Genomic DNA, 19,446 nt, shown 5'->3' on the forward strand with positions numbered 1-19,446 from the left:
GTTTGCGACCGGGACCCGCGGGTCACTCGTCGATGAGGCTGGTGGTGTCGGAGAACTGGGCCAGCCGGAAGACCACGAACTCGGCCGGCTTGACCGGCGAGACGCCGATCTCACAGACCACGCGCCCCTGGTCGATGGACTCCTGCGGGTTGTTCTCGCGGTTGCACTTCACGTAGAACGCCTCGTCGGCGGTGCGGCCGAACAGTGCGCCCCGGCGCCACTCCTCCGTGAGGAACGCGGTGACGTTGCGCCGGATGCTGGACCACAGCCGGTCGTCGTTGGGTTCGAACACGACCCACTGCGTGCCCAGGAGGATCGATTCCTCCAGGTAGTTGAACAGGCGGCGCACGTTCAAGTAGCGCCAGGCCGGGTCGGAGGAGAGGGTGCGGGCGCCCCAGATCCGGATGCCGCGGCCGGGGAAGGCCCGGACGCAGTTCACGCCGATCGGATTCAGCAGGTCCTGCTCGCCCTTGCTGAGGCGGAGTTCCAGGTCGACGGCGCCGCGGATCACCTCGTTGGCGGGGGCCTTGTGCACCCCGCGCTCGGCGTCGCTGCGCGCCCACACACCGGCGATGTGACCGCTCGGCGGGACGGTCGTGTTGCGTCCGAGGGCCGGGTCGAAGACCCGCACCCAGGGGTAGTAGAGGGTGGCGTACCGGGAGTCGTAGCCTGCCTCGTCCATGCGCCAGGTGCGCACCTGCTGGGCGCTGAGTCCGGGCGGGGCGTCGAGGACGGCCACGCGGTCGCCCATCTGCTCGCAGTGCGAGATGACGGCGAGCTGCACGGTGCGCACGCCCTCGGCGTCGATGTCGCCGCGCTGGTAGGCGCCCATCAGGTCGGGCAGCGCGACCATGGTGATCTCGTCGATGGTCTCCAGGCCGCCGAACCCGGTGCGGGCCGCCGCGTCGCCGACGTACTCGGCGGGGTCGATGCGGGCCGGTTCGGCGGAGGCCGGTAGGACGGGGGCCGCGGGCGCGTCGGGGATCGCGACGGTCCGGGTGGCCGGCCGGGTCTGCGGGGCGCCGCGCTGCTCGGTGACCTCGATCAGCTCGGAGGCGCGGGCCTGGGTGAGCAGGTAGCCCTTGACGTTCTTGCGGGCGGAGGCCTCGTACGTCTCGGCGACCTGGTCGCCCCGGCGGACGAGGAGCCTGAAGCGGTCCTCCGGCGGGTTCTCGCCCTCGGCGTCGGCAATCTCGACCGACAGTCCGGTCACGCCCGGCCTGGCCGCGATCAGGAAGCCGCCGAGCTCCACCGGCTGTGCGGCCGCGGTCTCCCGGTCGCGCCGGCCGGCGTCGGCGGACCGGGCGCCGGTCTCGGCCGTCCCGCCGATGCGCACGACGTACGCGGCGCCGCCGCCGTTGGAGAAGTACCCGTAGAGAGCGTGGGCGAGGTACGTGCCCTCGGTGAAGCCGCCGAACGTCTGGGTGTACTGGTCCCAGCTCGTGACCAGGGTCGGGATGTGGAACGGGCCCTTCTCGGCGAAGCCGACGAAGGCGGCGACGGCCGTGCCGACCCCTTCGATCGGCCTGGCACCGGACTGCACCTCCTCCACGTACACGCCCGGGGTGAGGTACGTCGGCATGCTCGCTCCTTAGCGTCCTTGCGGTCCTGCGGTCATCTGTGGCCAGGCAGTGCTGCGGCCTGTGTCCAGGACGAGTCTGCGCGGTCTGCAGCGGGACCGGCAGGGACCTGTGGACCTGCCCGGGGGCAACGCCGCCTTTACGGACGGTCCGCGCCGACCGTCCGGTCGTCACCCGGTATTGCCCCTGCGTTGCCCGTTCGTCCCTGGACGCGCGGGCCGCCGGTGCGCGACCCCGGTCCGGGGCCCGGCGGGAGGCGTCCGGGACCGGCCGGCGGGCGGGTCTGGATCCTGCACGCGGTGCTCTCCTTCACCGTGCCGCCGCAGGCGGCCGGGGCGAGCGCCGGGCCGGGATGATGGAGCCGCGGGACCCCGCGGTCAGGCCCCAGCGGCCTGCGCCAGGTACGGACCGAACTCGCTTTCCAGGACCAGCCGTCCGAGCTTGCGGTACTCCTGGGCGACCGCGGTGACCACCTGCACCATGGTGAGCGGCTCGCCGGACTCGGCGGCGAGGTAGGCCCCGGTGACCGCGCAGGCCCGGATCGAACCGCCGGCCAGCTCGAAGCGGTCGGCGCAGAAGGCCAGGTCCAGGTCGTCGCCCCGGGGCAGCCGGGTGCCCAGGCACCGGTCCCACAGCGCCAGGCGCTGTTCCGCGTCGGGTACGGGGAAATCGGCGACCACGTCCAGACGGCGGGTGAACGCCTCGTCCAGGTTGGCCCGCAGATTGGTGGTCAGCACCGCGATCCCGTCGAACGACTCCATGCGCTGGAGCAGGTACGCCGACTCGATGTTGGCGTGCCGGTCGTGGGCGTCCTTGACCTCGGAGCGCTTGCCGAAGATGGCGTCGGCCTCGTCGAAGAGCAGGACGGCGTTGACCGCCGACGCCTCGGTGAAGATCCGCTCCAGGTTCTTCTCGGTCTCCCCGACGTACTTGTCGACGACCGTGGAAAGGTCCACCACGTACAGGTCCATGCCCAGGTCGGCGGCGACGACCTCGGCCGACATGGTCTTGCCCGTGCCGGACTCGCCCGCGAACAGCGCGACGACCCCGCGGCCCCGGCCGCCGCCCGGCCGCATCCCCCACTGCCCGAGCACCCGCTCGCGGTGGCGTGCGCGCAGGGCGAGTTCGCGCAGTCGGCGGTGGGTGGTCGGCGGCAGCACCAGGTCGTCCCAGCCGACGCCGGGCTCCACCCGGCGGGCGAGCCGGTCGAGTCCCGAGCCGTTCTGCGCCCGTACGGCGGTTCGCAGGTCGTCGGGCTCCACCGGCCGGCCGTCCAGAGCAGCCGTCCGCACGGCCGCGTCGGCGGCCCGGCGCAGCTGCCCGGAGTCGAGGCGGTGCGCGGCGACGGCCCGGGCGAGCACCGCGGTGTCACCGGTCGCCGGTCCCGCGTCGCCGGCGGCCCGGTCGAGGGCGTGGCGCCAGCGGGCAGCCTGGCGTTCGGGGGTGGGCGCCCCGACGTCCAGGACGACGGGGGTGTCGGCCGCCCAGGCTGGGTCCCAGCCGACGGTGCCGTGGGTGAGGAGCGGGAGGCCGCGCAGCGCGGAGCAGAGCGACGCAAGCACGTGGGCCCGTTCGCCGGGTTCGCCGGGCAGCGCGGTCAGCGGGCCGAGGACCACTCCGGAGCCGGTGAACCGGGCCTCGCGGGCCAGCACCCCGGCGAGCACGGGCACGTCGGCCGGGCGCCGGGCGAGGGCCGCCGCGTCCAAGGCCAGCGTGCCGAGTCCGGCCGCGGTGAGGGCGGCGGCGGCCAGTCCCCCGGCGTCGCCGCCGCGGCCGCGCAGGTGGACGAGTCCGACGCCGGTCGTGGCCGCCCCGGCGGCGCGGCGGACCTCCGCCGGGTCGGCGGTCGGGTCCTCGCGGACCTCGTCGAGCACCCCGGCGAGCCGGGCGTCGGGCCGGTCGTCGCCCAGGAGGTGGGCGGTGACCCGGTCGGGCACGGCCAGGACCCGGGACAGGGGAGGCCGTTGCGGTTCGGTGACCTGCAACAGGCCGTGGTCGACCAGCGGCGCACCGGGAGCGAGCCGGAACCGGGCGGGCGAGGCACCGCCGAGGCCGCACAGCTCCAAAGCGAGCCCGAGCGTGGGCCGGCGGCGCGTCAGGTCGTCGTTGAGATAGCCGTAGAGGCGCTCGAACCGGGCGTCCAGGTCCGGCGCGACGGCGACGAGGAGCAGGTCCAGGTCGAGCGGGGTCAGCCCGAACCGCCGTGCCAGTACGTCGAGGAGGGACCCGGCGGGAGGCCGCCAGGGCCCCGGCTCCGGCTCCGGCCCCGGCCCCGGCTCCGGCAGGTCGAGGCAGCCCGGTTCGTCCAGGATCCGCTCGGCGGCCTCCGGAGTGAGGTACTGGCCGCGGTAGGGGTCGTCGGGGTCGGGGTCGAGGGCGCGGCGTGCCGCGACGGCCTCCCGCACGCGCGCCTCGACGACGCCGAGCCGCGCCCAGAGGGCGTCCGGGTCGCGGCGGCGTCCCGTACCGGTCCCGGCGTCGGTCAGGGGTTCCACGGTGTACGTCACGGCTGGCGGTCCCCCCTGCGACGGCGCCGGGCCGGGGCGGGCGGGCGCTCGCGTGGGCCGGTGAAGCCGTCGCGGCCGGGGTCGGTGACCTCGGTGTAGCGCAGCTTGCGGCCCGGGTCCCCCTCCTCGGCCGCGCCGTCGGCGGCGGCGGTCGAGCGGACGACGAGCCCCTCGGTGACGGGCGGCGCGGTGGCCTCGGTCACTCCGGCGAGCGGGGCCCGGACCCGCAGTCCGAGGGAGGCCTTCATCTCTCCGCCGAGGGCCGACCACACGTCGGCCGCCGCCGGCGCGTCCGTGCCCGCCCCCGCGGTCTCCAGGTTGACGGTCAGGCCGAGTGCGGCGAGCGAGCCGGTGAGCAGCGGCGCGGGAAGCACGTCCTGGGCCACCAGGACGGCGAGCACCTGGGACAGCAGCCGGTGCTCGTCCTGCGGGCGGTTGGCCCACGCCGTCACCAGATAGGTGAGCTGGAACCAGCGCGGCGGGGAGCGGCGCGCGACGAGGTGGCCGTCCGCGTCGTAGACCTCGCCCGTTCCCGAACCGCGCCGCAGGGCGTCCTCGCGGATGTCGTACAGGAACACGCAGACGGCGGGGGCGCTGCGGCGCGCCGCCCAGTCGCGGGTGGGGGCGTCGAAGGCGACCTCCACGCCCGAGGCCTCCAGGCCGCTGCCCGCGAGCAGCCGCCTGAGTCCTTCGTCGACCTCGTGGATCACCGGCGGCTCACCTCGTCCGGCGGCTGCACGGTGCCGCTGACGACCAGGAAGTCGGTCTTCACCGGGGAGAATCCGGGGCCGTCGGCCGTGATGGTGCGGGGCCCGGTCTGGTCCTTGGCGAGGATGAGCAGCTGTCCGATGAACGTCCCGTCGGCCTTCGGGAGCGTCGGCGCGGCGGCGGCGGTGATCCCCGGGTTCCAGGTGAACCGCACCGGGGCGCCCGGCGGGAAGTCCAGGCCGCGTACGGAGGTGACGAATCCGGGCTTGCCGATCGGGGGTACCGCGACGATGCGCGGCTGGAGGACGCGCAGCCGCTCCCGGGCGGTGTTGTCGCTCCGGTCGGCGTCCGTCCCGGTGGTGGTGAGCACGGCGGTGACCTGGCCGGTCATCGCCTTCTGCGGGCTGAGGACGACCTGTACGACGGTGCTCGTTCCCGGTGCGAGGTCGGGCAGCGCGCACACCCGCTCGCGGTCGCAGCCGGCCGGGAGTCCGCCGTCGGGCACGCCTGCGGGCAGACCGACCGTCAGCCGCAGGCCGGTGGCCAGCGCGTTGCGTCCGTTGCGGACGGTGTACGTGACGACCACGCGCCCGCCGACGTAGCCCGGTTCGGGCTGGAGGGTGATCCGCACCCCGGGTCCGGCCTTCGGCTCCGGGGGCACCGGCGGGGTCGGGGTCGGTGGCGGGGTGGAAGTCGGCGGCGGGGTCGGCGTCGGGGTTGGGGTCGGGGTTGGGGTCGGGGTGGGCTTCGGGGGCGCCTCGCGTACGGGGATCACGGTCCGGCTCGCGTTGTCGCCGGGCCGGGGGTCGATGACCGCGCCGGTGACCGACCAGTCGACGGGCGCGTCACCGGTGGTGACGCCGGTGAGCGTGATGACCACGGGGACCGTGGCGCCGGGTTCGACGACTCCGAGGTCGCACTGGAGGGAGGAGGCGTCGCAGGTGCCGCCGGGCCGGGTGATCCCGGTGATCCGCACGCCGGCGGGCGGGGCGACGGTCAGCTGGGTGCCGGGCGAGGCGGCGGGACCCTTGTTGACCACGTCGACGTTGACCGTGGCGGAGCCGCCGACGGTGACCTCCGGCGCGGTGCCGGGCGCCCGGACCGCGAGGTCCACGGACTGCTGGACGGTGGGTTCCTTCTGGCGGCCCGCGAGCCCGGCGGTGAGCGGGGTGACGGCGCCGGAGCCGACGTCCAGGATCGCCAGTTTCTCGGGGCTGTTGACCGCGGCCCCGGTCCGGGAGCTGAACACCAGGCGCTTGCCGTCGGCGGTCCAGGCGGCGTCGCGCGGCTGGTGCGGTCCGGTGACCGTGGTGTCCGGCAGGTCCCGGCGGCAGGCGTCGGCCCCGTCGCGGGCGGCGGCGGGCAGCAGGACCCGGCAGGCGTCGCCGGAGACGGAGGTGAGGAGGAGGCCGTTCTGCTCGTCGATCCGGCCGCCGCCGTTCTTGCGGTTGAAGGCGAGGGCGCGTCCGTCGGGCGAGAACGCCGGGCTGTCGTCGATGACCTCGCAGGCACGCGGGCAGTTCGCCGCGCTCAGGTCGCGCTGCCGGCCCAGGTCGGCCACGGGCGCGGTCCACACGTGCTTGTTACCGCCGCCCCCGTTGATCTGCATGGCACGGGTGAAGGCCAGCGTGGTGCCGTCGGAGGACCAGGTCGGCTGGGCGTCCCGGCCCCGGAGTTGACCGGCCGGGGGCACGATCTCGCCGGTGATCCGGCCGGTGGCCGCCTCCGCGACGAGGATGCGGCTGTCCCCCTCGGCCCCGCCGGGCGAGGTGCGGGTGAAGGCGAGGTGCGCGCCGTCCGGGGAGAACGCCGGGTCGGTGTCCCAGTCCCGCGCGCCCCGCCCGTCGAGCGGCATCGGGGCCTCGTTCGTGCCGTCGGCGTCGGCCGTCCAGATCCGCTCGGTCCGTTCGCCGTCGCCGCCCTCGAAGCGGGTGACGACGACGCGGCGCCCGTCGGGGGTGTAGTTCTGCCGCTCGGTCCACGGGTCGTACGGGGACGCGGGCTGGAAGAGCGGGTCCTTGGCCGGATCGGTGTTGGTGTCGGCCGCGGGATCCTCCCGGAGGATCCCCAGGCCCAGGTCGCGCGGGTCGGAACCGTCCGAGCGGATGTCCTGGAGGGTCACCGTGTGCGGGCTCGCGGCCGAGGTGCGTTCCACGACCGTACGGCCGCCTCCGACGGTGCCGAGCCAGGTGGGCGAGAGGACGGCGCGGTCCTCGTTGAGTACCAGGGAGGGTTCCTGCCCGGAGTGGACGACCGACCGGAAGACGTGGTCGTAGTCCCCCTCGCAGGTGCAGGTGATCTCGGGGCTGAGGAAGACCAGGCCGTCCCCGTCCGGCAGCCACGCCGCCCCGTGGCCCCGCCAGTTCGCGTAGGCGCCGGTGAACAGTGGCTCGTCGGTGGCCTTGTCGGTGATCCGCAGCCGCTGCACGGGGCGTCCGTCGGCGGTCGTCGTCGACGTGTACGCGATCCACTCGCGGTTGACGTCGTCGTCGACGGGGTTCCACGCGGGCTCGGAAGCGGTGCCGTTCGCGGGGTCGGTGAGCCGGGTGGCGGCGCCGCCCGCGAGAGCGCGGACGTAGATCTGCCGCCCGGCGAGGGGGTCGGCGTCGCTGGTGTAGGCGATCCGGCGGCCGTCGGGAGAGACCGTCGGGTCCTCCTCGCTGGCAGGCGTGTCCGTCAGCCGGGTCAGCCCGGTGCCGTCGGTGCGCACCAGCCACAGGTCGCGCTCGGGGCCGTCGGCCGGCCCGGCCGCGTCGAACAGGACCGACCCACCGTCCGGGGTGAGCTGCGGATGGGCCGCGTCCATGCCGCTGGTGAGCCGCAGGACCGCGCCGTCGGCGCCTCGCAGGTAGATCTGCGGGTGCTTCTCGTCGCGGCGGCTCGCGAAGACGAGCCGGTCGCCGAGGGCGGACGGGTCGGTGTCGTAGTGGACGGGGCCGGCACCGAACAGCGGCGTGCTGGAGGTGGTGGAGGCGGGCTCGCCGAGGCTGCGGTGGCCGGTGCCGGCGTAGGCGATCCGGGTGGTGTCCGCGGCGTCGGCCGTTCCCGCACCGGGCGCGGTGCCGCCCTGCCCGGCCGGGCCCGTCGCCCCGAGCAGGGGGACGAGCAGCAGGAGCACCGAGCCGAGTCTCCTCAGGCGGCGCCGTCCGCCGGGGCCAGCGGTTTCCATCACGGTCCCCTTCACAGTCCGGTGCGGCGCCGGGAGGCGCCCCCGCCACCGTGCACCGACGGCACGCGCTGCGACAGGGCCCGGGAGCCCCACGCGGGGGAAGCGCGGTGTGCGCTTTGGGGCAGTGCCGCCTTCCCCGCACTGCCGCGCCGGCCGTCGGAAGAGGCGTCGGACCCGTCGGACCCGTCGGACCCGTCGGACCCGTCGGACGGGAGGGTCATATCAGCCCGTTGCGCAGCGCGTAGCCCACGGCATGGGCCCGGTTGCGCAGTTGGAGACGTGTGGTGATCTCGTGCAGGACGTTCTTCACGGTCCGTTCGGAGAACGAGGTCTTGCGGGCGATTTCCGCGGTGTCCAGCCCCTCCGAGACCAGGCGCAGCATCTCCGCCTCCCGGGTGGTGAGGGTGGAGAGGGCCAGGGCCCCGGGGTCGAGGGCCGAGCGGCTGATGCTGCCGATGTGGCCGAGTAACTCGCCGAGCAGATCACCGGGGAGCACTCCCTCGCCGTTGGCCACGGCGAGGACCAGGTGGAGGAGCTGGTCCTGGTCGGCCTCGGAGCGGCGCAGCACCGCCGACACCCCGGACTCGATGACGCGCTGGAGTCCGCCGGAGCTAAGGGTGCCTATCACCAGGCCCGTGCGGGTGGCGGCGTTGTACCGCAGTCGGGTCAGCAGGGCGGTGACGTCGTCGTCGAGGCTGTCCACGACGACCAGGGAGACCTGGGCGCTGTCCTCGTCGGCAGCGTCGATCAGTTCGGCCTCGGGTCGCTGGCGCAGTTGCTGGACGACGCCGACGCGGAGCACCGGGTCGGCGGCGTAGACGGCCACGGTCACCCGGGGCGTGCGGCCGGAACCGGAGGCGCCGCGTACCGAGTGACCAGTGACGGCCTTGTGGGCCGTGCCGCCCGTCGCAGCCTGGCCTTTCTCCTGTGTGCGGAGCATGGGGTCCATTTCTGTGAGTCGATAGGGGGGATCGCCGCGCGGCACGACCGCGGGCGGACCGCGCGCCGGCCGGATCTCCTTACCGGGCAACGTTGTTACTGGCGAGTTTACTTGTGCTCGCCGGGCACCGCCGCTGCCCGGACACTGCCCTCGCGTCCCTGCCCCCCGCCTTCCGTACCTTCTACGGTGGGACGGGTGACGCCTTCCGCAGCCCCCTCCGGTCCCCGTACGCCCGGCCTCGACATCCCGGCCGTATCGGTGACGCCTGGTGACATCGCCAGCACCACCCTGACCATCCGCAACGACAGCGACATCGTCGAGGCGTACGGCCTGACGGTCGTCGGTGACGGTGCCGCATGGACCACCGTTGAGCCCGAGCGGCTCTCCTTGTACCCCGGCACCTCCGAGACGGTGACGCTCCGTCTGGCGCCGCCGCGCTCGCCGGAGATCCGGGCGGGCGAGATGCCCCTGGGCGTACGGGTGCTGCCGACCGAGCATCCCGAGTCGGTCACGGTGCTCGAAACGGTGGTGTCGGTCGGGGAATTCCATGATGTGCGGACCCAGCTCTCGCCGCGCCGCCGGCGGGGCTGGCTGCGCGGCCGCTACCTGCTGGCCGTCCGCAACCAGGGGAACGCCCCGGTACGGGTGGCCTTCACACCGGGACAGGCCGGTGAGGAGCTCGCCTTCGCCTTCGCCCTCGCCAAACCGGCACTGGAGCCCGGGGAGTCGAAGGAGGTCCGGCTGCGGGTCCGCACCTCCCGTCCGGTGTGGCTCGGCGCACCCGTGGTGCGGCCGTTCACCGTGGACACCCGCGAGACCGGCGAGCCGGCGGAGGCGGAGGACCGTCCCGTGGGATCCTCCGCCGCACCTGCGCTGGACGCGGAGTTCGTCCAGATACCGATCTTCCCGAAGTGGCTGCTCGCCCTGCTCGCCGCGCTGATCGCGCTGCTGATCGCCTGGTTCGCACTGGTCCGGCCGGCCGTGCGCAGCGCCGCCGAGGAGGCGGCCACCTCGGCGGTGCAGCCCCGCCCCGTTCCGACGGAGAGCGCCTCGGACGAAGCGTCCTCCGGCACCGGCGGGGCCGGCAAACCGTCCGGCGGCAGCAGCCAGAAGCCCGGGACGGCACCGGGCGGTGGCGGCGGTGCCTCGACCGGAGGCGGCACTTCGGGCGACGGCACCGCGACCGGCGCGGGCCGGCAGAGTTCGGCCACCGTCGACCTGAAGACGGGAAGGGGGCAGTCCAAGAGCGGGGCGTACACGGTCCCCGAGAAGAGCGTCTTCGGAATCACGGACGTCGTGGTCGCGAACTTCCAGGGTGACGAAGGGGTGATGACGATCACCTTCGGCGACCGGAAGATCACCACGATCGCGCTGGAGACGTTCCGCAACCAGGACTACCACTGGGTGACTCCGATCAGGATCGGCGAGAAGAGCACCGTGACCATCGACGTGACCTGCACGAAGCCCGGTACGCCCGCGACGGGACAGCAGGCACGGGAGTGTCACGAGGTCGTCAACGTGAGCGGCGTGCTCAGCAGTACCGACTGAACCGGACGCTACCCGTCCGAAGCATTATCGATCGCCGTTGATCGCATTTGTAAAGCGTGCTTGTGGAGTTCGGATGCCTTTCGGCCTGAAATCGCCAGCCCGAGACTCGAAACATGATCGGCCCCGCGGACGCTTCGCGTCCGCGGGGCCGATCATGTACGTGGGGGCCGGTCGTGCGTTCGGCCGGCGCTCGGTGCCGAAGGTCAGTTGGGCAGCTGCACGTTCCAGGTGCGGTTGCCCGCCGCGTGATGGTTGACCGCCACCGCCTCCTCGGGGTTCTCCGCGTCGAAGGCGGACGTTACGCGGTGCACCATCTCGTTGCTCTCCCAGTACGGCTCGCCCTTGGTGAAGCGTCCGGCCTGCTTCTTGCGGACCTTCCAGCGGAACCGGACCGTGTAGTCGACCAGGAAGTAGCCGGCCGTCATGCGCGTGCTGGTGGAGAAGCCGGGGTTGTCGACGAAGGTGATCCGGTCGGCCGTCTTGACGACATTGCCGTCCTCGTCGTTGTACGGCGGGCGGAAGGGGCCGTCCACGACCCAGGCCCGGCTGGACTTCTTGGGCTTGTAGTTCGCCGACGCCGGAACGATCTGCCGGCTCTCGTCGGAGACCTCCTGCCAGAAGTCGTACGCCTCGGCGGCCGGAGTCTCCATCCCGTTCGCACGCTGCAGCGTCGCGGTCTGGGCGAAGCCGATGTCGGCGCTGCCGTTCAGCGACTGCTCCTGGTCGCCTTCGTATTCGGAGGTGAAGACGAGGGTCGGGTTGCCGATCTCCTCCTCGACCTTCTTCTCCTTGCCCTTCACCGAGGGCGTCGCCCCGGCCTTCCCGCTGCGGGTGGTCCGTGTGACCGCTCCCGCCTCGGTCTTCTGCTGGTTGGTCGGCGGACTGTCGCCACGCTCGACCACCTCGTCCTGAGTGCGCTTGCTGGGGGCGGCGTGCGGCACCACCGTCCCACCCGCGTCCCGTGAGATCATCCGCCCGAGCAAGTCGTTGCCCACGGAGCGCTGCATGACCGTGGCCGTTGCCGGGGTGACCGGTTCGAAGCCCGCGGAGACCTGCCGGTCCTCACGGGGACCCGCCGTGCGCCGCAGTGACCTCGCGGCTCCCTCGGCTTCTTCCTGGCGCTTGCGTAATGGCACAGCTCACACTCCCACGCGTAAATAGTCTGCTCCTACTGCACGATAGCGGGGTGTCCAAGGGCAAGACAGGGTCCCCGGTCCCGGCTCGGCCCTGGTGGGCGGCCCCGACGCGCCATGGGTCCTTTCCGGTCACAGACAGTGTTCGTCTTCATGATCAGGAATGCTCGGATAATCTGCGCTGGAGCGCGAATACCGTTGCACAGGAGCTCTGGTGACGAACAATCAGCCGCGGTCAGGCGGTCTGCACAGGGAGGACTCCGCAGCGCTCGACGACGCCTTGGAGTACGTGGACACGTACGACACCGACACCGCGCTGGAGGCGCTTGTGCCCGGCCTCGGTGAGGCGGAGCGGTCGGCGGTAGGTGCTCATTGCGTGTTGGCGCACGTTGCGGTGATGGTCTTCCCTCGTTCGATCGAGCTGCTCCGCAAGGTACTTGCCGACGCGGGACTGGCGGTCGGCACGGCGCTGCCGAGCACGGTCGTCCGGGAGCGTGTCGCGCTCCGCCACGGCATCGATCCTGCCGGGCTGGACGTCGTCATCCTGCGCGCCCCGGTTCCGGTGGCGAACGGCGGCCTGCGGGAGGTGGAGATCTTCGCCCTCGCCGGCAGGACCGGACCTGGGCACGAGGCGATCGCGGCCCGGGAACGTGCCGAGCGGAACGAGTCACACGTGGCCTTCGCGGTCGGGTCGGCGGACGAGGTGGTCCTCGCTGGGCTCCGGACGCTCCTGATGTCCCGGGGCGGGCTGCGGGCCGACGGCGGCGGCCACAACGAGCACGAGGACACGACCGTCCTCTGCTTTCAGCCTCCGCCGGACGGGCACCCGGCCGGGCACGGTGACCGGTCGAGCAGGTCCGGGGCGCTGGGGCACCGGATCGAACTCAGCGCCCCGGGACACTTCGAGGGAGCCCTGACCGCTCATACCGCCCCGCGCCGCACCGTCGAGACGCGGGCCGGCTCGAACGACGGCGAGGAACCCGCGCGTGCGCTCCTCGGACTCATGACCGGGGCCTGGGCCACGCAGGCGATAGCCGTCGCGGCCGAACTGGGCATCGCCGACCACCTCCCGGGCACGGCATCCGCTCAGGAGGCTCAGGCAGTCGCGGACCTCGCCGTACGCGTCGGTGCCCAGCCCGATGCCCTTGGCCGTCTGCTGCGCTATCTCGCCGCCCTGGGACTCCTGGAGGCGCGGGAGGACTCGTACGCCCTCTCCGGGACAGGGGCGCTGCTCCGCGAGGATGCGCCCCGTTCGATGGCGCCCCTCGCCCTGCTGTACGGCGGCCCCTTCTACCGGTCCTTCGCGGAGCTGGCACACTCCGTACGCACGGGAGGCGACGGCTTCGCCCGCCTCCACGGGCAGGGCCACTTCGACCACTTCGCCGGGCACCCGCGCCTCGCCGGCCTCTTCGACCGGGCGATGGCGGCCAGTGCCGAGATGTTCGACCCGATCGCGGGACTGGCCGACCTCTCCGGCGCCGCGGTGGTCGTCGACGTCGCGGGCGGCAACGGCGAGCTGCTGGCCCAGGTCCTGAGCCGCCACCCGCACCTGCGGGGCATCCTGTTCGAGCGGGACCAGGCCGTGCGGGCTGCCCGCGAGCGGCTCGGTCGGGCGGGCTGCGCGGACCGCTGCACCTTCGTGGTGGGCGACTTCACCGAGTCCGTGCCGCGCGGCGGGGACGTGTACCTCCTCTCGCGGGTGCTGCACGACTGGGACGACGAGCAGTGCGCCACCATCCTGAGCCGGTGCGCGCTGGCGATGGAGCCCGGCGCGGAACTGCTGGTCGTCGAACGCCTCCTGCCCGAGGACGGCCGCCCTTCGCTCGCTCCTGCCTGGGACGTCCACATGCTCTGCAACGTCGGCGGCCGCGAGCGGACGGCCGAGCACTACGGCCGGCTCCTCAGCGCTGCGGGCTTCACCCCGGTCGCGGTGTCGCCCCTGCCGCTGGACGGCTTCCTGATCCGCGCCCGCCGCACCTCCTAGCCCGGAGCCCTCCCATGCCCCTTTCGTCAGGCGACTACCTCGTCCAGCCTCCGGCGCCGGAGCAGGACTCCCTTCGCACGCTGCCGGAGGTGTTCGCCGCGGCCGTGACCGGTGACCCCGGTGCGTACGCGGTGCGCGACGCGCACCAGCGGCGGACGTGGCGGCAGTGGAGGGAGGAGTCACGGGCGCTGGGGGCCGGCTTGCAGCACCTCGGCGTCCGCACCGGTGACGTGGTCGCCGTCCAACTGGCCAACTCCTGGGAATTCCTCCTGGCCCACGTGGCGATCGCCGACATCGGCGCCGTGATGCTGCCCCTGCACCGGGTCCTCGGAGGGCGGGAGGTGCGGGCGCTGCTGGAGCGGGCCGGGGCCCGCTTGCTCGTGGTCTCGGCCGATGCGGCGGGTGCGGCGCGGGAGGCGCGGCCCGGTTGCGTGGAGCACACGCTGATCACCTCCGGCGCGGGGGCGGGCCGGGCACCCGACGGCCCCGGAGGCACGTACACCGCGGGCTCGTTCGCCGAGCTCGTACGGGTGCACGCGGGCGCCCGGCCCGAGCCCGTCGCGGTCACTCCCGACACGCCCTTCGTCCTGCTGCCCTCCTCGGGAACCACTTCGGCCCGCCCCAAGATCTGCCTGCACAGCCACGGCGGGCTCCTGTCGAACGCGGCGGTGGTGGCCCGCGACGGCGGCGCCGCCGCGGACCGCACCCTGATCAGCGCCAGCCCGTTCACGCACCTGTTCGGCCTGCTCTCGGTGCACCTGTCCCTCCTGACCGGCGCGCGCCAGGCGCTCCTGCCGGCCTGGGACGCCGACGCCCTGCGCACGCTCGCGGACGCCGGGGAGCGGACCACGCTGTTCGCCGTCCCGGCCCAGCTGCGCGACCTGGTGCAGCGGACGGCAGGCCGGGACGGGGCACGGGCGGAGCAGAGCGTGCGGCTCCACGAAGTGCGGACCGGCGGTGCGGCCGTCCCCGGCGATCTGGTCACCGAGGTACGGGGCCTGTTGGGGGCCCGGACCATCGTGCAGTGGGGCATGTCCGAGCTCGGCGCCGGCATGTACACCCGGCCCGACGACCCGCCGGAGGCGGCCGTACGGGGCATCGGCCGGCCCGTCACCGGCAGCGAGGCCCGGGTCCTCGCACCCGACGGGACGCCGTGCCCGGACGGCGAGACCGGCGAGCTGCAGTTCAGGGGCCCGCACCTGTTCCGCGGCTACCTCGGTGATCCCGACGCCACCCGCGCCGCCTTCACTCACGACGGCTGGCTGCGCACCGGCGACCGGGCCGCACGCCAGGGCGACGGCACCTTCGGTTTCCGGGGCCGCGAGGCCGAGCTGATCAACGTCGGGGGCGTGAAGTTCAGCGCCGCGGAGGTCGAGGGCCTCCTCGGGGACCTTCCCTTCACCGCACTCGCGGTCGGGGCACGGCCGGATGCCAGGCTGGGCGAGATCCCGTGCCTGGTGGCCGCCGTGCGCCCGGGCGCCGCCATCGGGCTCGACGAGGTCCGGGCCCACCTGCGGGCCAAGGGCGTCGCCGAGTACAAGTGGCCCCTCGAACTGCTCGTCGTCGACGAGGTCCCGATGACCCCCACCGGCAAAGTCGCCCGGGTCGCTCTGACGGCCCTGCTCGCGGCCCCGATCGCGCACGGAGATCCCGCATGGGCGGCCGGTCTGGCGGCCCTGACCCCGTCGGAGCGCACGCGACGGGCTCAGGAGCTGGTCGACGACGCGGTGCGGGAGGTCACCGACGGGGCAGGGAACGAGGATGCCGGCCCGGACGCAGCCTTCCGCGACCGTGGCATCGGCTCCCTCGCCGCGGTGCGCATGGCGGGGACACTGGCCGCGTTGACCGGTCTGCCGGTGGCCGCCACCGCGGTCTTCGGCCACCCCACGACGCCGGCCCTGGCCGCCCACCTGCTGACCCTCGCGGGTGAGACCGCTGTCACGGACGTGCGCGACGCTCACTCCAGCCGGGTCGGCGGACATGTCCGAGTCCCGGTGCCGGAGGCGGACGACCCCGTGGTGATCACCGGTATGGGCTGCCGCTTCCCCGGAGGCGTCCGTACGCCGGAGGAGTTGTGGCGGCTCGTCATCGACGGGCGGGAGACCGTGGGTGAGTTCCCCGAGGACCGGGGCTGGGACCTGGCCGCCTTGCGCCACCCCGATCCGGACCGGCCCGGAGCGACCCCGGCCCGCCGCGGCAGCTTCCTCGCCGGCGCGGCCGGCTTCGACGCCCGCTTCTTCGGGATCTCGCCGCGCGAGGCGACGGCCATGGATCCGCAGCAGCGCCTGCTCCTGGAGACCTCCTGGGAGGCACTGGAACGCGCCGGGATCGATCCGCGGTCCCTGCGGGGCTCCCGTACCGGCGTTTTCGTCGGCATGATGGCGTCCGACTACGCGCCCCGGGTGAGCGAGTCCCCCGAGGCCTACGACGGAGGCCTGCTGACGGGGAACGCGGCCAGTGTCGCGTCCGGGCGCATCGCCTACACCCTCGGCCTGACGGGCCCCGCACTGACCGTCGACACAGCCTGTTCCTCCTCCCTGGTCTCCCTGCACCTGGCCCGTCAGGCCCTGCTGCGCGGGGAGTGCGGCCTGGCCCTCGCGGGCGGGGTCACGGTCATGTCGACCCCCGCCTCCTTCATCGACTTCGGCCGGCAGGGTGCGCTGTCCGCCGACGGCCGGTGCAAACCCTTCTCCGAAGCCGCCGACGGCGCGGGATGGGGCGAGGGGGCCGGAGTGCTCGTACTGGAACGCCTGTCGCGGGCCCGGCGCGAGGGGCACCCGGTCCTGGCCGTCCTGGCCGGCTCCGCCGTGAACCAGGACGGGGCGAGCAACGGCCTCACCGCCCCCAGCGGCCCGGCGCAGGAACAGGTCATCCGGGAGGCGCTGGCCGACGCACGGCTCACGGCCGCCGACATCGACCTGGTCGAGGCCCACGGCACCGGAACACCACTGGGCGACCGGATCGAGACCGAGGCCCTGCTCGCCGCCTACGGCCGGGAGCGGCGCGGAGACCGGCCGCTCGGGCTCGGCTCCATCAAGGCGAACATCGGCCATACCCAGGCGGCCGCAGGGGTCGCCGGGGTCATCAAGACGGTCCTGGCTCTGCGTCACGGCACCCTTCCCCGCACGCTCCACTCCGACCGGCCCAGCCCCCGTGTCGCCGGGGGGAGCGGTTCCCTGCGTCTGCTGCGCGACTCACTGCCCTGGCCCCGTGGGACCGGGCCCCGCCGGGCGGCGGTGTCCGCCTTCGGCATCAGCGGAACGAACGGCCACCTCATCCTCCAGGAACCCCCGCAACCCGACGCGCCGACCGCTCATCCCGCCGCGCAGTCGGCGGCCGGGCGGCCCCTGCCCTGGGTGCTGTCCGCCCGTACCCAGCCCGCACTGCGGGCGGCCGCGGCCGGGCTCGCACAGGCCCCGGCGGTCACCGACCCCGCCGCCGCACGACAACTCGCGCTGGGCAGAAGCGTGTTCGAACACCGCGCCGTGGTTGTTCCCGGCGCCCCCGAGGAACTGCGCCAAGGCCTGAGGGCGGTGGCCGACGGGCAGTGGCATCCCCGGGTCGTCGCCGGACGCGCCCTCCCCCGTACCCGTACGGTCTTCGTCTTCCCCGGCCAGGGAGCTCAATGGCCCGGTATGGCAGTCGAGCTCCTGGGCGAGTCGACAGCGTTCGCCGATGCCTTCGCCACCTGCGACCGGGCCCTGGCCGCGCACGTGAACTGGTCCGTCACCGACGTCCTGCGCGGCGCCCCCGGAGCGCCTCCCCTCAGCCGGGACGACGTGGCCCAGACCGCGCTGTTCGCCGTCATGGTCTCCCTCGCAGAGCAGTGGCGGTCCTACGGCGTCCTGCCCGACGCCGTCATCGGCCACAGTCAGGGCGAGATCGCCGCCGCCCACGTGGCGGGCGCCCTCGACCTCTCCGACGCCGCCGCAGTCGTGGCCCGACGAGCCGCCGCCGTGCGGGCCCTGCCCGCCGGCGCCATGGCCACCGTCGCCCTCTCCCGGCAGGACACCGCCGCCCGGATGGCGAGGTCGACCGGACCCGACACGGCCTCCCTGTCGGTCGCCGCGGTCAACGCCCCCCGCTCCACCGTGGTGACCGGAGCGCCCGGCGCCGTCGCCCGCTTGGTGGCTGAACTGACCGCCGAGGGGATCAGGGCCAAGGCCGTCCCGGTCGGCTACGCCTCCCACTCCGCCGCCGTCGAGGCCGTGCGCGTCCCGCTCCTCTCGAACCTCGCGGGGCTCGCTCCGCGTGCGGCGCGCGTTCCCTTCTACTCGACGGTGGAGGGCGCCCTCCTCGACACGACCGGGCTGACGGGAGACTACTGGTACCGCAACCTGCGCCGTCCCGTCGAGTTCGCCGTTGCGGTGAGAGCCGCGCTCGACGCGGGGTTCACCACCTTCCTGGAGATGAGCCCGCATCCGCTGCTCGTCCACGGCGTCCACGAGACCGCGGAGTCGGCCGGCCTGCCGGCCGCCGCCGTCGGAACGCTGCGGCGCGGCGAGGGGGGCCTGCGGCGCTTCCTGCTCTCCGCCGCCGAAGCCTTCGTCCAGGGGGCGCCCGTCGACTGGCGGACATCCGTATCCGGACCCGGCCGCGGAGCCGGCCACGCCGACCTCCCCACCTACCCCTTCGAGCGCGAGCGCCACTGGCTCATGCCCGCGGGCCACGGCGTCCCCGCCCCGCGCCCGCCCGTACGCTCGGCGGCGACCGCGGCGGGCGACACCGCTCCGACCGGCGAAGCAGCGGTCCTGGACCTCGTACGGTCCCTCGCGGCCGATGTCCTCGGATACGGGGACGGGGACGGCGCCGGCCCCGCGGCGGACGAGGCGTTCCTCTCCGCCGGGATGACCTCGCTGCCCGCCGCCCAGCTGCGCACCCGGCTCGCCCACCGACTCGGCCTGGAACTGGCGTCCACCGTGGTCTTCGACCACCCCACTCCCGCCGAGCTGAGCCGCCACCTCACCCGGCTCCTGGAACGGCGCGTGCCCGGCACGGACGGAGAACTCCCGGACGGACTCGAAGCCTTGTACCGGCAGGCCCTGGCCACCGGCCGGGCCGACGTGGCGCTGCGCCTGATCGCGGACGCCGCCCTGCTGCGCCCCGCCTTCGACGGCGCCTCCCACGCCGCGCACGTGCCCCCGGCCGTCCGGCTGGCCGACGGAAACACCGCGCCGACCTTGCTGTGCCTGCCGTCCGTCGTCCCGGCGGGAGGCCCCCACGAGTACGCGGCGCTCGCCCGCCTCCTGCCGGACCATCGCGGCGTGCTGGCCCTCCCGCATCCGGGGTTCGGACCCGGCGAACGGCTGCCGGCCGACGGGGAGGCGCTGCTCGCCGTGCACACGGCGGCCGTCACCCGGCTCGGCCCGGGCTCCTCGTACGTCCTGTGCGGGCACTCCTCGGGAGGGCTGGTCGCCCGCGCCCTGGCCGCACGACTGGAACGACTGGGGCGGCCCGCCGCCGGGCTCGTCCTGCTGGACACCTTCGAGGACGACGACCTCTTCCACACCGCGCTGATGCCCCGCTTCCTCACCGCGGCCGCCGCACGCGAGGGCGTGCTCGGCTCCGCGGGGGTCGGCACCACCCGCCTGACCGCGACCGGTGCCTACCTGCGGCTCCTCGACGGCCTGAGCGCCGGACCGGCCTCCACCCCGACGCTGCTGATCCGTGCCGCCCTACCGCTGCCGGGCACCGCCGCGGGCGGCCCCGAACCCCGCCGTCACGCGGCCCACACCACCGCCACCGCCGACGGAGACCACTTCACGATGATGGACGCGCCCCATGCGGCCTCGGTGGCCGCCGTTCTCGGCGACTGGCTCTCGGACCGGTGACCGCGCCGTCCTCAGGTCCGCGCCCGGCCCCCGAACAGAGAACGAA

The 19,446-nt window shown here is 74.1% G+C and carries 9 protein-coding genes; 3 read left to right on the forward strand and 6 right to left on the reverse strand.

The window, feature by feature from the left end; translation table 11 throughout:
* Window positions 1–22: 22 nt before the first annotated feature.
* From ACIA8F_RS12920 to ACIA8F_RS12940, 5 genes are all read right to left on the reverse strand, one after another.
* Window positions 23–1,582 (reverse strand): phage tail sheath family protein, encoded by a 1,560-nt coding sequence (locus tag ACIA8F_RS12920; RefSeq protein ID WP_399378355.1) that lies wholly within the window; start codon window positions 1,580–1,582, stop codon window positions 23–25.
* 375 nt (window positions 1,583–1,957) lie between these two features.
* Window positions 1,958–4,087 carry an ATP-binding protein gene (locus tag ACIA8F_RS12925; protein WP_399378356.1) on the reverse strand — a complete coding sequence of 710 codons (2,130 nt, stop codon included), beginning with the start codon at window positions 4,085–4,087 and terminating at the stop codon, window positions 1,958–1,960.
* Complete coding sequence (locus tag ACIA8F_RS12930) at window positions 4,084–4,797, reverse strand: DUF4255 domain-containing protein (RefSeq protein WP_399378357.1); 714 nt, start codon at window positions 4,795–4,797, stop codon at window positions 4,084–4,086. Before ACIA8F_RS12930 ends, ACIA8F_RS12925 begins: the two co-directional genes overlap by 4 nt.
* Window positions 4,794–7,964 carry a hypothetical protein gene (locus ACIA8F_RS12935; protein ID WP_399378358.1) on the reverse strand — a complete coding sequence of 1,057 codons (3,171 nt, stop codon included), beginning with the start codon at window positions 7,962–7,964 and terminating at the stop codon, window positions 4,794–4,796. The genes ACIA8F_RS12930 and ACIA8F_RS12935 overlap by 4 nt, the downstream gene beginning before the upstream one ends.
* Before the next feature lie 217 nt (window positions 7,965–8,181).
* On the reverse strand, window positions 8,182–8,904 hold the full coding sequence (locus tag ACIA8F_RS12940; protein ID WP_399378359.1) for a LuxR C-terminal-related transcriptional regulator: 723 nt from the start codon (window positions 8,902–8,904) through the stop codon (window positions 8,182–8,184).
* 195 nt (window positions 8,905–9,099) lie between these two features.
* On the opposite strand from ACIA8F_RS12940, the gene ACIA8F_RS12945 reads away from it, so the two are divergent.
* Window positions 9,100–10,452, forward strand: coding sequence for a hydrolytic protein (locus tag ACIA8F_RS12945; protein ID WP_399378360.1), 1,353 nt, complete (start codon window positions 9,100–9,102; stop codon window positions 10,450–10,452).
* A gap of 203 nt (window positions 10,453–10,655) precedes the next feature.
* Here the strand turns inward: ACIA8F_RS12945 and ACIA8F_RS12950 are convergent, their stop codons facing one another.
* On the reverse strand, window positions 10,656–11,588 hold the full coding sequence (locus ACIA8F_RS12950; protein ID WP_399378361.1) for a hypothetical protein: 933 nt from the start codon (window positions 11,586–11,588) through the stop codon (window positions 10,656–10,658).
* 211 nt (window positions 11,589–11,799) lie between these two features.
* Between ACIA8F_RS12950 and ACIA8F_RS12955 the strand changes: the two genes are divergently transcribed.
* Window positions 11,800–13,569 carry a methyltransferase gene (locus ACIA8F_RS12955; protein WP_399378362.1) on the forward strand — a complete coding sequence of 590 codons (1,770 nt, stop codon included), beginning with the start codon at window positions 11,800–11,802 and terminating at the stop codon, window positions 13,567–13,569.
* Between the two features lie 14 nt (window positions 13,570–13,583).
* Window positions 13,584–19,400 (forward strand): alpha/beta fold hydrolase, encoded by a 5,817-nt coding sequence (locus tag ACIA8F_RS12960; RefSeq protein WP_399378363.1) that lies wholly within the window; start codon window positions 13,584–13,586, stop codon window positions 19,398–19,400.
* Window positions 19,401–19,446 lie beyond the last annotated feature (46 nt).

Source organism: Streptomyces sp. NPDC051563, from assembly GCF_044454225.1.
GTDB lineage: Bacteria > Actinomycetota > Actinomycetes > Streptomycetales > Streptomycetaceae > Streptomyces.